This is a genomic window from Mycolicibacterium sp. lyk4-40-TYG-92 (genome assembly GCF_030209435.1).
Classification (GTDB): Bacteria; Actinomycetota; Actinomycetes; order Mycobacteriales; family Mycobacteriaceae; genus Mycobacterium.
In genome coordinates this window covers 918,417-934,045 of the sequence record NZ_JARVRX010000001.1, presented here as the reverse complement: position 1 = coordinate 934,045, position 15,629 = coordinate 918,417, and the positions used below count along the sequence as shown (strand labels likewise).

At 66.4% G+C, this 15,629-nt stretch carries 15 protein-coding genes; 10 read left to right on the top strand and 5 right to left on the bottom strand.

Annotated features, from left to right (window positions below; genetic code table 11):
* Window positions 1-52: 52 nt before the first annotated feature.
* Entirely contained in the window at window positions 53-1,297 is a 1,245-nt protein-coding gene (locus QRN63_RS04615) for an ammonium transporter (protein WP_267318385.1), read from the bottom strand.
* A gap of 205 nt (window positions 1,298-1,502) precedes the next feature.
* On the opposite strand from QRN63_RS04615, the gene glnT reads away from it, so the two are divergent.
* The 8 genes from glnT (at window position 1,503) to QRN63_RS04575 (ending at window position 10,114) form a co-directional block, all read left to right on the top strand.
* A complete protein-coding gene (glnT, locus tag QRN63_RS04610) occupies window positions 1,503-2,840 on the top strand; it encodes a type III glutamate--ammonia ligase (protein ID WP_285029622.1) in 1,338 nt (445 codons plus the stop codon).
* 66 nt (window positions 2,841-2,906) lie between these two features.
* Complete coding sequence (locus QRN63_RS04605) at window positions 2,907-3,818, top strand: class II glutamine amidotransferase domain-containing protein (RefSeq protein WP_285029621.1); 912 nt, start codon at window positions 2,907-2,909, stop codon at window positions 3,816-3,818.
* Window positions 3,815-4,495 (top strand): protein glxC, encoded by a 681-nt coding sequence (locus QRN63_RS04600; protein ID WP_267318388.1) that lies wholly within the window; start codon window positions 3,815-3,817, stop codon window positions 4,493-4,495. The genes QRN63_RS04605 and QRN63_RS04600 overlap by 4 nt, the downstream gene beginning before the upstream one ends.
* A gap of 13 nt (window positions 4,496-4,508) precedes the next feature.
* On the top strand, window positions 4,509-5,864 hold the full coding sequence (locus tag QRN63_RS04595; RefSeq protein ID WP_285029620.1) for an FMN-binding glutamate synthase family protein: 1,356 nt from the start codon (window positions 4,509-4,511) through the stop codon (window positions 5,862-5,864).
* Window positions 5,864-7,042, top strand: a complete 1,179-nt coding sequence (locus tag QRN63_RS04590) for an NAD(P)/FAD-dependent oxidoreductase (protein ID WP_285029619.1) — start codon at window positions 5,864-5,866, stop codon at window positions 7,040-7,042. Before QRN63_RS04595 ends, QRN63_RS04590 begins: the two co-directional genes overlap by 1 nt.
* A gap of 5 nt (window positions 7,043-7,047) precedes the next feature.
* Complete coding sequence (locus tag QRN63_RS04585) at window positions 7,048-8,364, top strand: allantoate amidohydrolase (protein ID WP_285029618.1); 1,317 nt, start codon at window positions 7,048-7,050, stop codon at window positions 8,362-8,364.
* Complete coding sequence (locus QRN63_RS04580) at window positions 8,318-8,965, top strand: helix-turn-helix domain-containing protein (protein ID WP_267318392.1); 648 nt, start codon at window positions 8,318-8,320, stop codon at window positions 8,963-8,965. Before QRN63_RS04585 ends, QRN63_RS04580 begins: the two co-directional genes overlap by 47 nt.
* 63 nt (window positions 8,966-9,028) lie before the next feature.
* The gene (locus tag QRN63_RS04575; RefSeq protein WP_285029617.1) at window positions 9,029-10,114 is read left to right on the top strand and encodes a nucleoside hydrolase; all 1,086 of its coding nucleotides are present in this window, start codon (window positions 9,029-9,031) and stop codon (window positions 10,112-10,114) included.
* Window positions 10,115-10,127: 13 nt separating this feature from the next.
* On the opposite strand, the gene QRN63_RS04570 is transcribed toward QRN63_RS04575, so the two are convergent.
* From QRN63_RS04570 to QRN63_RS04560, 3 genes are all read right to left on the bottom strand, one after another.
* The gene (locus QRN63_RS04570; protein ID WP_133427590.1) at window positions 10,128-10,550 is read right to left on the bottom strand and encodes an organic hydroperoxide resistance protein; all 423 of its coding nucleotides are present in this window, start codon (window positions 10,548-10,550) and stop codon (window positions 10,128-10,130) included.
* Between the two features lie 52 nt (window positions 10,551-10,602).
* Window positions 10,603-11,034: a MarR family winged helix-turn-helix transcriptional regulator gene (locus QRN63_RS04565; RefSeq protein ID WP_285029616.1), complete on the bottom strand. Its 432-nt coding sequence runs from the start codon at window positions 11,032-11,034 to the stop codon at window positions 10,603-10,605.
* A gap of 66 nt (window positions 11,035-11,100) precedes the next feature.
* Complete coding sequence (locus QRN63_RS04560) at window positions 11,101-12,405, bottom strand: alpha/beta hydrolase family protein (protein ID WP_285029615.1); 1,305 nt, start codon at window positions 12,403-12,405, stop codon at window positions 11,101-11,103.
* Between the two features lie 88 nt (window positions 12,406-12,493).
* On the opposite strand from QRN63_RS04560, the gene QRN63_RS04555 reads away from it, so the two are divergent.
* The gene (locus QRN63_RS04555; protein ID WP_267318395.1) at window positions 12,494-13,081 is read left to right on the top strand and encodes a TetR/AcrR family transcriptional regulator; all 588 of its coding nucleotides are present in this window, start codon (window positions 12,494-12,496) and stop codon (window positions 13,079-13,081) included.
* Window positions 13,078-14,016, top strand: a complete 939-nt coding sequence (locus QRN63_RS04550) for a fumarylacetoacetate hydrolase family protein (RefSeq protein ID WP_267318396.1) — start codon at window positions 13,078-13,080, stop codon at window positions 14,014-14,016. The genes QRN63_RS04555 and QRN63_RS04550 overlap by 4 nt, the downstream gene beginning before the upstream one ends.
* Before the next feature lie 43 nt (window positions 14,017-14,059).
* On the opposite strand, the gene QRN63_RS04545 is transcribed toward QRN63_RS04550, so the two are convergent.
* Window positions 14,060-15,628 carry a DNA polymerase Y family protein gene (locus QRN63_RS04545; protein ID WP_285029699.1) on the bottom strand — a complete coding sequence of 523 codons (1,569 nt, stop codon included), beginning with the start codon at window positions 15,626-15,628 and terminating at the stop codon, window positions 14,060-14,062.
* Between the last annotated feature and the right edge of the window lies 1 nt (window position 15,629).

Below are 15,629 nucleotides of genomic sequence, written 5' to 3'. Positions count from 1 at the left end.
CGACGACACCTGGTCCGAGCCAAAGCTCCGACCAGGTGTCGCGGTGTCTTGCTCAGATCAATTCGTACGCGGGATCGCGGTGCAGGGTCGAGTCGATGCCCTCTTCCTCCTCTTCCGCCGAGATGCGCAACCCCATCATCTTCTTGATCACGAGGGCGATCACGAGGGCCACCGTGAACGAGTAGACCAGGACCGCCCCCGCGGCGACGGCCTGCTTGAGCAGCAGGTCTGCGCCGCCGCCGTACAGGAGTCCGTTGACACCGTTGGGCATGCCCGAGCTGGCGAAGAACCCGATCAGCAGGGTGCCGACGATGCCGCCGACGAGGTGGACGCCGACGACGTCGGTCGAGTCGTCATAGCCGAACTTGTGCTTGAGGCCGATGGCGAACGGGCAGAGCACCGCCGGGATGAAGCCGACGAAGATGGCACCGAGCGGGGTGACCGCACCGCACGCCGGGGTGATGGCAACCAGACCGGTGATCGCGCCGGAGGCGGCCCCGATGCCGGTGACGTGACCGTCCTTGAACTTCTCCACCAGGAGCCAGCCCAGCGTCGCCGCGCACGTCGCGACAAACGACGTCACCATGACAATGGCGGCCGGCTTACCGGCGGACAGCGCCGATCCACCATTGAACGCGTACCAGCCGGCCCACAGCAGGCCGGCACCGAGCAGGGTGAGCGGCACGTTGTGGGGCTTACGTGACGACCAGGTTGCCGACCGGCCGAGCACCAGCGCGACCGCGAGCGCGGCTGCTCCCGCGTTGATGTGGACGGCCGTGCCACCGGCGAAGTCGATGGCATGCAACTTGTTGGCGATCCAGCCGCCCTTCGCATCGCTCGTGACGACCCCGTCGACCGCGAAAACCCAATGGGCGACGGGGAAATAGACCAGAATCGCCCACGCTGTCGCGAACGTCATCCAGGCGGCGAACTTCATCCGGTCCGCCGCGGCGCCCGAGACGATTGCCACGGTCAGCGCCGCGAAGAGCGCCTGAAACAGCGCAAACAGACTGACCGGCAGGCCGTTGATGGTGGTCATCGGGTCCAGGAGGTCCTTCATCCCCGCGAACTCGGTGAAGCTCCCGACGAAACCACCGTAGGAAGTACCGAAGGTCATCGAGAAGCCGAACAACACCCACAGCACTCCGACGACCGCCACGGCGCCGTACGTCATCATCATCATGTTGGTCGAACTCTTCACACTGACCATGCCGCCGTAGAACAGCGCCAGTCCCGGGATCATGATGGTGAGCCCAATGATGCAACAGAGCATGAATGCTGTTGTTCCGGTGTCCATTTCGCCTCCTCACAGATTCGTGGGCATACCGCATGCCCGTCTCTGGACAGTAGACATTGTTTTCTTTGCGTAGACGAGACGGTGCGCGTAACAAGCTTGTGAACGACCTCGTAACGCCGAAGTTACGTAGATTCTGTTGCAATCCCCAAGTCAGCGATGTCTACTATTGAGAAACGATGATTCCTATCAGTAGTCGGGAGTTGGCATGACGAAGCCCCACGCACTAGCGGAACTGGCCGCGCAGGCGGGAACCAAGTTCATCCTCGCGCTCTTCGTCGATCTGAACGGCAAGCCGTGCGCCAAGCTGGTACCGGTAGAAGCAGTCGACGAACTCGCCACCAACGGAGTCGGGTTCGCCGGCTACGCGGTCGGCGCGATCGGTCAGGAGCCGAAGGATCCCGACCTGGTCGCCATGCCCGACCCGGCGTCGTTCACGCCGATCCCCTTCGTCAAAGAGGGCCTGGCCCTTGTCCATTGCGATCCGTACGTCAACGGCGCGCCGTGGCCGTTCGCTCCGCGAAACATCCTCAAGGCCATGATCCAGCAGGCCGCCGACGCCGGCTTCGAACCCTGGATCGGCGCCGAGGTCGAATATTTCCTGCTCAAACGGGACGCCAACGGCGCGTTGGTGCCCGCCGACGACCAGGACACCGCGGCTCAACCGTGTTACGACGCCCGCAGTGTCACCCGGATGTACGACCACCTCTCGTCGATCAGCACTGCCATCAACGGCCTCGGCTGGGGCAACTATGCCAACGACCACGAGGACGGATCGGGCCAGTTCGAACAGAACTTCAACTACGCCGAGGCGCTGACCACCTGCGACCGCGTGATCACCCTGCGTTATCTGCTCAACGTGATGGCCGCCGAGCGGGGCATGATCGCCACGTTCATGCCGAAACCGTTCGCGGACAAGACCGGATCCGGCCTGCACATGCACATGTCACTCACCAGTGGCGGCACCCCGGTGTTCCCCACCGAGCCCCGCGAGGACGACCGCGGCCTCGCGATGTCCGCGACGGCGTATTCGTTCATCGCCGGCATTCTCGATCACGCGTGCGCCATGCAGGCGGTGATCGCGCCAACGGTCAATTCCTACAAGCGAACCGGCGCCATCTCGACCGCGTCGGGTGCGTCCTGGGCGCCACGGTTTCCGACCTACGGCGGCAACGACCGCACCCACTACGTGCGGGTCCCGGACAGTAGTCGCATCGAGCTGCGCGGCGGCGACGGCTCCGCCAACCCGTACCTGGCAGCCGCCGTTGCCCTCGCCGCCGGACTGGACGGCGTCAAACGGGCTGCTGATCCCGGCGACCTGGGCACGGGACCGAAACACGAACGCCTCCCCGCCACGCTGTTGCACGCGATCGAACGGCTGGAGACCGACGACGTGATCACCGGTGCACTCGACGCCGCCATCGCACCCAACACCGACATCCCCAGTGTCGCCGCCTATTTCGCCCGCCTGAAGAAGACCGAATTCTGGGACTGGCATTCAGCGGTCGGCGCCTGGGAGCACGAGCGCTACCTCACCGCTTTCTGAGCACTGCAACAAAAACCTTGTCGGCCAACCACATCGGGGCCGCGACGAGAAAGGAACAGTACAACCATGTGCGGAATCGTCGGGTTGCACCTGCGCAACCCCGAGCTGTATCCCAGGCTGGGTGAACTGTTGACCGGCATGCTGACCGCCATGGAGGCGCGCGGCGCCGACTCCGCCGGAATCGCCGTGTATGGCGACCCCCAGTGGTCACCTCCGGGGCAGAGCACCATCTCGCTGATCGAGGTCGGCGAGTCCGCTGAACAGGTCGCCGCAGCACTCGGCGCCCGCCTGGACACCGAGATCACCGTCGTCACACGCGATGTGACCTATCTGGTATCGGCGCCCACGGCCCCCGAAGCGCTGCTCGCGGCGGCCAAGGCGGTGTACCCGCACGTCCTGGTCGGCGGATTCGGCACCGACGTGGCCGTCCTCAAGGGCGTCGGCACCCCCACGTCGCTGGTCGACAATTGGGGACTGGTCGGCGCGAGCGGGTGGCAGGGCGTCGGCCATACCCGAATGGCCACCGAATCGGCGGTCACCCCCAGCGGCGCACATCCGTATGCCGTCGGCCCGGATCAGTGTCTGGTGCACAACGGTTCGTTCGCCAACCATGCCGGCATCCGGCGCGATCTGCGCGCCGCCGGGGTCGAATTCGATTCTGAGAACGACACCGAAGTGGGGGCCCGCTTCGTGGCGCACGAGCTGGCCGCGGGATCCGACGTCGAGCAGGCATTGACTGATCTCACAACCACTTTCGACGGTTTCTACACGTTGCTGGTCTCCAACAGCGACAGCTTCGCCATCGTGCGCGACGCCATCGCGTGCAAGCCGGCGGTGATCGCGGAGACGGCGGACTGGGTTGCCATGGCATCGGAGTTCCGCGCCCTGGCACACCTGCCCGGGATCGAGGACGCCCGCATCTGGGAGCCGGAGCCCGAGGTCGTCTACGCCTGGAGCCGAGAGGCGGTGCCGGCATGAGCGACGCGCCAACAACTTTCGACCTGTCCACCGTGAGTCTGCGTGACGTCAACGCGGCGCTGCATGCCGACGGCATCGACGGCCAGTTCGTCATCACCAATCCGCAGGGCGCGCACAACGTGGCCGTCGGGGTCAACTCACCGGTCGAGATCACCGTTCACGGCCACGTCGGCTACTACGCCGCCGGCATGAACCAGAAAGCCGAGATCACCGTCAACGGCAACGCCGGGCAGGGCCTGGCCGAGAACATGATGAGCGGCGTCGTCCACGTCACCGGTGACGCATCGCAGTCGGCGGGCGCCACCGGGCGCGGCGGACTACTGGTCATCGACGGCAATGCCGCCGCCCGGTGCGGCATCTCGCTGAAAGGGCTGGACATCGTGGTGGGCGGCTCGGTGGGCCACATGAGCGCATTCATGGCGCAGAAGGGCCGCATCGTCATCCGCGGCGATGCCGGCGACGCCCTCGGCGACTCGATCTACGAGGCCCGGCTGTACGTCCGGGGAGAGGTGAAATCCCTTGGGGCGGACTGCATCGAAAAACCGATGACGGCCGAGCACCTCGAGGAGCTCGCGGGCCTGCTCAAGGCCGCGGGCCACGACGACGACCCGGCCACGTACCGGCGGTACGGCTCGGCGCGCAACCTCTACCACTTCCAAGCCCACAACTCCTACTGATTGAGGCCAGCCCATGACCTTCTCGGCAGACGACCGCGCGAACCGCGGTCTACGTGAGTCCGCGACCTTCGACCGCACAACCATCGCCGCCATCCACCGGGCCGCGGAAACCGGCATCTACGACATCCGTGGCTGGGGCGCCAAGCGCGCGCTCCCCCACTTCGACGACCTCCTCTTCCTGGGTGCATCGATGTCGCGCTACCCCCTTGAGGGCTATCGGGAAAAGTGCGGTACCGATGTGGCGTTGGGTGCACGGAATGCCAAATATCCACTGCACCTGGATATCCCGGTCACCATCGCCGGCATGTCGTTCGGGGCACTGTCCGGGCGGGCCAAAGAGGCCTTGGGGCGCGGCGCCTCGGAAGTGGGCACGTCGACCACCACGGGCGACGGCGGCATGACGCCCGAGGAACGCGGCCACTCCAAACACCTTGTCTACCAATATCTGCCGAACCGGTACGGGATGAATCCGGACGACCTCCGTCGTGCCGATGCCATCGAAGTGGTGCTGGGCCAGGGCGCCAAGCCCGGCGGTGGTGGCATGCTGTTGGGACAGAAGGTTTCCGAACGCGTCGCCGGGATGCGGGACCTGCCGCAGGGTATCGACCAGCGTTCGGCATCTCGCCACCCCGACTGGACGGGCCCCGATGATCTGACCATCAAGATCAACGAGCTCCGGGAGATCACCGACTGGGAGAAGCCGATCTACGTCAAGGTCGGCGCGTCGCGCACGTACTACGACGTCAAACTCGCGGTACACGCCGGCGCGGACGTCGTGGTGGTCGACGGGATGCAGGGCGGCACCGCAGCCACGCAGGAGGTCTTCATCGAACACGTCGGCATCCCCACCCTGGCCGCGGTGCCGCAGGCCGTGCAGGCGCTGCAGGAACTCGGCGTCCACCGCAAGCCCGACGGTGTGCAGTTGATCGTGTCCGGCGGTATCCGCACCGGCGCCGATGTGGCGAAAGCGCTGGCGCTCGGCGCCGACGCCGTCGCGATCGGGACCGCCGCATTGATAGCCCTCGGCGACAATCACCCCAAATATGAGGCCGCGTACGCCCAACTCGGTTCGGCGGCCGGGTTTTTCGACGATTTCCAGGACGGCCGCGACCCGGCCGGCATCACCACGCAGGACCCGGCATTGCAGCAGGCGCTGGACCCGGTCGACGGCGGCCGTCGGGTCGCCAACTACCTGCGGGTGCTGACCATGGAGGCCCAGACCATCGCCCGCGCCTGCGGCAAGGCACATGTGACGCACCTGGAACCCGAAGACCTGGTCGCCGTGTCCATCGAGGCCGCCGCCATGGCGCGGGTGCCGCTGGCAGGTACGTCGTGGATTCCGGGACACCCCGCGGCCGGGGCGTTCTGATGGCGTCGAAAGCCGTCATCGTCGGCGGCGGGCTGATCGGGCTGTCCATCGCCAACTCCCTCACCCAGCGCGGACTCTCGGATGTCGTTGTGCTGGAACGCCATCAGCTCGCCAGCGGTGGCACAGGCAAGTCATCAGGCATCGTCCGCGCCCATTACGGCGTGCCGTCGATCGCCGCGATGGCGTGGCGCAGCCTGCCGGTGATCGAACAGCTCGGAGACGCCGTCGGCTTCCGGCAGGTCGGCTACACCGTGCTCGTCGGTGACGAGAACGTCGACGCCTTGAGCGCGAACACGGCCATGCACCAGTCGCTCGGCGTCGACGTCGAACTGATCGACACCGACACCTTGCAGAAGCTGTGGCCGATGCTCGAGACCTCCGATGTGGCACTGGCCTCCTACGAACCACGGGGCGGATTCGCCGACGCGACGCAACTGGCCCTGCACTTCGGGCAGGCCGCCCGGGCCGCGGGTGCCCGGATCCGGCAGAACACGCCCGTCGCCCGTGTCGTGACAGCCGGCGACAAGGTCACCGGCGTCATGCTGGAGAACGGTGATCTCATCGACGCCGATCTGGTGATCGTGGCCAACGGCTGGTGGTCGGCAAAGTTGTTGGCCGCCATGGGTATCGACTTCCCGATCGAGGCCTACCGATCGGAACTGCTGATCGTGGATGCCGGGGAGCCGCTACCCGACCTCCCGGTGATCTCCGACCTGATCAGCCTGCAGTACTGCCGTGTCGAAGGCTCGGGCCAGTTCCTGGTCGGCAACAGCGATCACGCAGACTTCCAGAAGAAGTTCGTCGACCCCGACAACTATTCGAACGTCGCGGCCGAAGCTTCCGTCCTGGCCTACGGCGAGAAGGTGATGCACCGGTTCCCCGGCTTCCCCGAGCCTGCGGTGACCCACACCTATGCGGGCGTGTATGACGTTCCGCCGGACTGGAATCCGGTGATCGCCCCGATCGGCGGGGTCGACGGATTGATTCTGGCAGCAGGCTTCGCCGGCCACGGATTCAAAATCAGCCCCGCGGTCGGCGAGCTGGTCGCGGACCTGGTGTTCGAGGGCGACAGCACCGACCCGGACGTCCCGGCCGCGGACTTCCGGTTGGAACGGTTCGCCGAAGGCAAGCCGCTGAACAGTCTGCACCCGTACGTCGGTGCGGGCGAGATGCGCTGACTTTCATGCCCGACACCGTCACCTCATTGCTTGCCGAGATCGCCGGCACCGGCGCCGACACCCAGCGCGGCGGCTACACCCGGCCCGTCTATTCCACGGCCGAACTCGATCTGCGGTCGTGGTTCGTCGCGCACGCGGCTAAGCGCGGCCTGGACGTCCAGACCGACCGCAACGGCATCATCTGGGCCTGGTCGGGTGGAGTCGGTGACGATGCCGTCGTCACCGGCAGCCACCTGGACTCTGTCCCTGGCGGCGGCGCCTACGACGGGCCACTCGGGGTGGCGTCGGCATTGGTCGCCTTCGATCTGTTGGCCGCCCGCGGCGTCGGTGGGTGCCGGGCCATCGCAGTGTTCCCCGAGGAGGAGGGCTCCCGGTTCGGGGTCGCATGCCTGGGCTCGCGGCTGCTGACCGGAGCGATCGACCCGGACCGGGCCCGGTCACTCACCGACAACGAAGGCACCACGTTCGCCGAGGCAAGTCGTTGCGCCGGAATCGATCCGGCGCATCTGGGACCCGACCCCGAGACGCTCGGACGGATCGGCACGTTCGTCGAACTCCACGTCGAACAGGGCCGCGGTCTGGTCGATCTGGGTAGACCGGTGGCCGTCGCCTCGTCCATCCTCGGCCATGGTCGCTGGCGGCTGTCCTTCACCGGCGAAGGCAACCACGCCGGCACCACGCTCATGACGGACCGCGCCGACCCCATGGTGGCCGCCGCTCGGCTGATCACCGCCGTCCAAACACAGGCGCGGGCCATCAGCGGTGCGCGCGCCACGGTCGGCAGGATCGTCCCGGTGCCCGGTGGTACCAACGTCATCGCCTCACGCGTCGACCTCTGGCTCGACGTACGCCACCCGGAAGACACGGTGACCAAGTTCTTGGTGCACGAGATCGCGGAGGCGGCCAACACCGCCGCCGCGGGCGAAGGTTGCAGTGTCACCATGACAGAGGAATCATTCAGCGCCACAGTTGATTTCGATTCACAACTGCGGGACCGCCTGAGCACCACCCTCGATGACGCCCCCGTACTGGGAACCGGAGCCGGCCACGACGCCGGTGTGTTGAAGGACCACGTCAGCACCGCAATGTTGTTCGTGCGCAACCCAACCGGCGTCTCCCATGCCCCATCCGAAGCGGTCGAGGACGCCGATGCTGAAGCCGGCTCGATTGCGCTGGCCGACAGCCTGCAGCAGCTCATCGAGATCCGGTCGGCGGGGGCGGATTCCAACGCGCGTCGTCTACTGGCAGTGGACGTTGATGCGTTACGGTTGACAGGTGGAGAACGACGAAACGCTACTTCGCAATGCGGGCACCACCCGTAACCGCCGGCCCGAAGACAAGGTCGAAGAACTCGAGCTCGAGGTGGCCATCGCGCGCAATGTTCGTCAGCTGCGCCAGAATTCGGGTCTGTCCGTCGGCGAGATGGCGGCCCGTATCGGCATCTCCAAGGCCATGCTCTCCAAGGTCGAGAACGCACAGACATCCTGCTCATTGAGCACCCTCGCGCTGCTGTCCAAAGGTTTCGACGTACCGGTGACGTATCTGTTCCGCGGTGCGGACACCGAGCGGCCGGCGTCGTTCGTCAAAGCCGGCAAGGGCACCCCGATCGTCCGCAGTGGCTCACAGGCCGGCCACGAGTACGAACTGCTGGGCGGGCTGCGCGGCGAGCACAAACGCCTGGAATGTCTGATGGTGACGCTCAATGAGGACAGCGAGGTCTACCCGCTGTTCCAGCATCCCGGGACTGAATTCATCTACATGCTCGACGGCGTCATGGACTACGGCCATGGCCGTTCCGAGTATCGGCTCGAGCCCGGTGACTCGTTGCAGTTCGACGGTGAGGGCGTCCACGGGCCGACCCGGCTGATCCGGCTACCGATACGTTTTGTGTCGGTCATCGCATTCCCCGACGGCGCGATATAGATAACAGGCCCAGAGCCGGCGATCGGAATGCCCGTTACCGCGCGGCCCCTTAGGGTTGGCGACATGACAGGGGGCCTACTTCCCGCCGGCCGGGCCAGGGTGCAGCCGGTTTTTGCTGACGTCGACACCGGCGTGGACGATGCGATGGCGCTGGCCTACCTGTTGGCCAGCGCCGACGCCGAGCTGGTCGGCATCGCGTCGACCGCGGGCAACGTCCCGGTCGACCAGGTGTGCGTCAACAATCTGGGGTTGCTGCAGTTGTGCGGGGCGGGCCCCATCCCGGTGTCGCGGGGCGCGAGCGTCCCGCTGGTCGCACCGTTGCGGACCGCCGAGGACACCCATGGCCCGCAGGGGCTGGGTTATGCAGAACTGCCCGAGCCGAGTGCCGAGTCGGAGACCGGCGGCGTGCTGACCCAGTACGACGCCGCCGAGGCCTGGATTCAGGCCGCACGTGAATACCCCGGCGAGTTGATCGGTCTGGTCACCGGTCCGCTGACCAACTTCGCACTGGCGCTGCGGCGGGAGCCGTCGCTCCCCCGGCTGCTGCGCCGGCTGGTGATCATGGGCGGCGCCTTCGACTACCGGGGCAACACCACGCCGGTGTCCGAATGGAACATCAGCGTGGACCCGGAGGCCGCGGCCGAGGTGTTCTCGGTCTGGGGTGCAGCGTGGGGCCTGGAGGACCCCAAGCATCTGCCAATTGTGCTGGGGCTCAACCTGACCGAGAACATCGCGATGACGCCGTCGCTGCTGAGCCGGCTCGCGACCGCAGCGGGCGGCCCGTCATCGCCGATGAGCGTGCTGGACGATCGCGGGACGCGGTCGTCGTCGTCCAACCCGCTGATCCGGGTGCTGGAAGACGCCATGCGGTTCTACTTCGAGTTCCATTTCGACCAGGGCGAGGGATACCTGGCGCACCTGCACGATCCGCTCGCAGCGGCGGTCGCCCTGGACCCCGACATCGTCCGGTACCAGCAGGCGACGGTCGATGTGGAACTGCTGGGCACGCTGACGCGCGGCATGACGGTGGCCGACTGGCGCGGGCATTGGGGACGCCAGCCCAATGCCCACATCGGCGTCGAGGTGGACCCGGTGGCGTTCTTCGATCGGTTCATCGACCGGGTCGGGGCGTTCGCCTCCAAGCTATGACGCCGACGGAAGTTCAGTCGTCGGTGACGGTGATCTTGACGTCGATGTTGCCGCGAGTGGCATTGGAGTACGGGCACACCTGGTGGGCCTTGTCGGCCAGTTCCTGCGCGGCGTCGTGGTCCAGGTTGGGCAGGGTGATCTCGAGCTCGACCGCCAGGCCGAACCCACCGTTGTCCAGCTGCCCGAGCGAAACCCGTGCCCCCACAGACGAATCAGTGACGTCCGCCTTGGCTTCACGGGCGACCAGCCGCAGCGCCGAGTGGTAGCAGGCCGCGTAGCCGATGGCGAACAGTTGCTCGGGGTTGGTGCCGTTGCCACTGCCACCCATCTCCTTCGGGATGGCCAGGTCCAGGTCGAGCTTGCCGTCCGAGGTGCGGCCGTGGCCGTCGCGACCTTCGCCGGTGGCCAGGGCTTCGGCGGTGTAGAGCGTCTTCATGTCGATCTCCTTGTGGTGGTTGGTGCACGGTGACGCGGGATGCGTCGGTAAATCACTGCGATGCGGTGAGCGCTTCGGTCAATCGGCGGATCGCATCGCGCAGGTCCGCGGCTTCCTGCTCGGTGATGCCGCTGCGGGCGCCCAGTTGCTCGGGAATGCACTGGGCACCGGCTTCGAGCTTGCGGCCGGCCGGGGTGAGGCTCACCTCGACCTGACGCTCGTCCTGCTGCGACCGTTCACGACGGATGAATCCATTGGCCTCCAGCCGTTTCAACAGCGGTGAGAGGGTTCCCGAATCCAACTGCAGCCGCTCACCCAGCCGCCCGACCGTGACCCGATCCTCTTCCCACAGCACCAGCAGCACCAGGTACTGCGGGTAGGTGAGGTTCAGCTCGGACAGGATCGGCCGATAGGCCGCCGTCATCGCCCGCGACGCCGAGTACAAGGCGAAGCAGAGCTGGCGGTCCAAGGCGAGTGCGTCCACGTGAAGTACTGTAGCCCACAATTCAATTGTGCACAACTAATATCTGGAAGACAGCACGCCGGCCTTTCAATCGAGGTGCTTTTGGAGCCAATCGACGCTGGTGGCGAGCCATTCGCTGTAGTGCCCCATGGCACAGTGATCGTCATTCGGGTACAGGATCAGTTCGCCGTTCGGCACGGCGTCGGCGAGGTCGACGGAGTCTCGCGTCGAGACAAGGGTGTCGGTGTCACCGTTGATGACGAGCAGCGGCACCGTGATGTCTGGATAGCGAGCCTTCAGAGACAGCGCATGCAGTCGCCGGCCCAAGTCGATCAGGCTGGTTGCGCCGGTGGTGTTGCGCAGAGTTTCCAGGATGATCGCGGGCTTACCGAAGGTGGACGCCGGCGTGAAGCTGCGGTGGTAGAGGCCTCCATTGCAGACCACCGCCTTGATTCGTTTGTCACGCGCAGCCATTCGCGCCGACCAATGCGCGCCGAAGCTGACGCCGACCATGCCGATCCTGTCGGCGTCCACGCGAGGGTGTGCGGCGATGTGATCAAGCATTGCCGCGTAGAGGTTTTCAGACTCAGGCGAGAGCGGCTTGCGGTAGGCGTAGGTGCCGGGCATTTCCATCGTGACGACCGCCATGCCGTTGTGGCGGTACTTCAGGATCGGGATGGCAACCTCCTGGCTGGCGCCCTCCAGGCCATTGGTGATCAGGACCGCGGCAGTGGGTTCACTCCCCGCCGGGAACGCTGCGTAGCCCTTGATGGCCTCACCCTCGACGTGCAGTGTGACGACCTCGACGTCGATACCCATAGCCGGAGCCAGCGCGCGGATCAGGGCTTCGAACAGGCATTGCGACTGGGCATAGGCCTGCAGTCGGCTCGGCGTCCAGCCCGGCCATGACGCGACGAACAAGTAGGTCATGGCTTTGACCAGTTCGTCGATGGCAATGGCGGCATCAACGTGGTCCGGGTTGTCGGCGATGAACGACGTAACCAACTGCCCGACGGTTTCCGGGGCGCGCTCGGCGAACACGTCCACCGCCGGCGCCAGCACAGCGCCGAGCCGGGCGATGAGTCCGTCGTCCGCCGGCGCGAGCAACTCACCCGGGGCGGGACCACCCAACCGTTCCAGCGCGGGTGCGGCGGTATCGAGGTGCTCGACAGCGAACCGCCGCCAGTAGTCCGCCCACGCTTCGTCGTCGAACGAACGACATTCCTGCAGCTGGATTGCGAAGAGCCGCTTGTCGATTCCGCCCATGTTCGCGAACCGGTCGACGGTCAGTTCCGGCAGGAAGTAGCCGACGCCGAACCGTCGCGCGGCTTGTTCGGTTGTTCCGGTCAGCGCACAGAGGCTGACGATCAGATTCTTGGCGATGCGTGACATGAGGAGCCTCCGGTCGGCGTGTGGCAGTGCGCCGATAGTAGGCAGACAATTCCTACTAACGCAATTATCTTTGCGTTACACTGACGACATGGAGGAACGGAATGAGGTCTCACGCCGACCCGGTGGCCGCTCCGCGCGCATCCGCACGGCCGTCCTCGAAGCGGCGCTCGAGCTGCTGGAAACCGGCGTCACTTCATCGAGCCTTCCCGAGCTGGCTGCTCACGCCGGGGTGGCGCCGTCGTCGATCTATCGCCGTTGGGGCACCTGGGAGAACGTCATCGCCGACGCGCTGCTGGCCAGCAGCGAAGCCGCTATTCCCGTCCCGGACACCGGCAACCTGCGCCGGGATCTGATCGAATTCGCCACGTCACTGGCGAGATATCTGGAGTCGCCGCGTGGATACGCGTTGACCCGCGCGGCCAGCTCCGTCAGCGCGGACTCGCCCGACATCGCTGATGCCCGAACGCGATTCTGGACCGAGCGATTCCAGGTTGCCAAGGCGATCATCACGCGCGGCATCGACCGCAACGAGCTGCCTACGACCGCAGATGCGGCACTCATCATCGAAACCATCATCGCGCCAATGCATTTCCGGCGTCTGGTTACTCACCATGAGGTCACGCACGGGCTCGCCGCACGGATCGACATGGTGTTGAAAGGAGCACAGACCACATGATCGACGAAACCCGAGTACAGGCCATGCGACGACGGCAGTCCGACGGTGCCGTCGTCGTCGAGGTGCAGTCGGACAATGGCTGGCACCAATGGACGGATGCTCAATTACCCTTCGGGCTTCCACCAGTTCCCGAGTGGCGTGACGCGGCGGCGGACGGCCTCACGACCGATGCGCGATTGCCGTTCGCTCCCATATCGTTCCGCGACTTCATGCTCTACGAACAACACGTCATCGATGCGTCCCGCGCGATGGCACGCCGATATCTGCCCGGCCGCTACCGCGTCACCGCGGCGTACGAGCGCATCACCGGGTCGACGTTTCCGATGTTCAAACCGAACCGACTGTGGTTCGAGCAGCCGATCTACTACATGAGTAACGCACTGACGTTCGTGCCCAGCGGAACACCGGTCACCACACCGGCTTACGCCCACGACCTCGACTATGAGCTCGAACTCGGGTTCGTCATCGGCCGCCCGCTCCGCAACGCCACGCCGGCCGAAGCGGCCGCGGCGATCAGCGGCTACGTCGTTTTGAATGACCTGTCGGCCCGCGACGTCCAAATCGCCGAGATGCGTAGCGGTTTCGGACCACAGAAAGCCAAACACTTCGCCAACTCCATGTCCGATACCGTGGTCGCCGCGACACCGGACATCGACCCATGCGCCCTGGAAGCCGAAGTCAAGATCAACGGTGTCACCGTGACGCGAAGCTCCACGAGGGGCATGCGGTACTCACTCGGCGAAGCCCTAGCCCACGCGTCCAAGAGCGAACAGCTCTACCCCGGAGAGCTTTTCGGCACCGGGACCTTGCCGGGATGCTCGGGCATCGAGTCCGATCATCTTCCTCAAATGGGAGACAGGATCGAACTGACCATCCATGGCATCGGCACCATCACCCACGAATTCCGATCCGGCGCCGAAAGGCACCGCGCATGAACACGTCAAACTGGGCGCAGCGTCAGCCGCCCAGACAAACTAATTACTCATAAACCCCCTCCACATACCACCGCCGCTGCCGGTAGCACAGCAGCAGCGCACGGCTCTCCCCCTCACCTCCGAGCAGCACCTGGGCCCGTGCCGTGCGGCCCTTCCCCCGCTCCGGATCCCACCAGCGTTCGTCGACCGGCCACGGCCCCGCCCACCAGCGCAACACCCCGCGATACCCCGAACCCGTCAGCCCCACGGGATCGGTGGAGAACATGCCCCGGTCCGTCACTCGAACCGAATCACCGCGTACGTCAACAAGTTCCACCGGGTCATCCAGCAGGACCACCGGAGCCGGCTCCGGCAGCCGCCCCGGCCACGGCTGGGTGGGGTCGCGACGCGGCACCACCTCATCCCCCAGCGGGGTGAGCGTGATGCGCTCGGCCGGCCCGCGCCCACCACTGAGCACCGGCACCTGTACCGCCTCCGGCCCGAGCAGACCCTGGACCCGCACCAGCGCCCGCCGGGCCCGCATCCGGTCGTCATCTCCGGACGATCCCCACAACGGCAACTGCAGCGCGGCGGCAGAGACCACCTCGACCGGATGCAACCGCAACACCGTGATGGGTCCGGTGGGTCCGGCCCCGCCCAGTCCCCGCCTGGTCAACCAACCGTCCAGCTGCCAGCGCACCCGGTCCGCGGTGGCGTCCTCGGTCAGCGGCTCGGCGCACCGCCAGACACGTTGCAATTCTTCCCCGTTGGCGGTCACCGCGTCGATGGCCAACCGGGTGCATCCCACTCCGGCAGACTCCAGGCTGCGGTGCAACTGGCCCGCCAGCGACCGCCCGGCGAACGCCGCCGCGTCGACCCGGTCGATCGGCGGGTCGCAGTCCATCACGGCATCGAGGTCCGCCGGCGTCTCCGGCCCCGCCGGGCGGCGCGCCGGTTCACCCCGCGAAAACCGGTGCGCGACCACGGCATCCGTCCCGAACCGGGATGCCACGTCGGACCGGGACAGCGCGGCGAACTGCCCGATGGTTCGAATACCCATGCGCCACAACAAATCCGCCAGCTCTTCCCGGCCCTCGCCGGACAGGCTCGGTTCCGTGGCCAACTGCCGGATGGACAATGCGGCGAGAAATTGCGCATCCTCACCTGGCGCGAGGATGCGTCCCGCCCGGGCCGCGAAGACCGCGGTGGGCAACTGGTCGGCAATGCCCACCTGGCATTCGACCCCGGCCGCGCCCACCGCGTCGACCAATCGCTCGGCCGCGGTCTGCTCCGACCCGAAATAGCGGGCCGCTCCACGCACCGGCAACACCAGCAGCCCCGGCCGCAGGACCTCCGCGCGCGGCACGACCTCGTCGACCGCGGCCGTCACTCCCTCGAAGTGCCGGGCGTCCCGCGCCGGATCGGCTGTGGCTACGTGCAATTGGGCGCAGCGGGCCTGCGCCTCCCTGCGCCGCAACCCCCTACGCACCCCCGCCGCCCGGGCCGACGCCGAACAGGCCGCCACCCGGTTCGCCAGGGTGACCGCGACCGGCTCGGTCACCGGAATTCCGGCCGCCACTGCCGCCGCCACCGCGGGCCAGTCCATGCACCAGATGGCCAGGACCCGGGACATC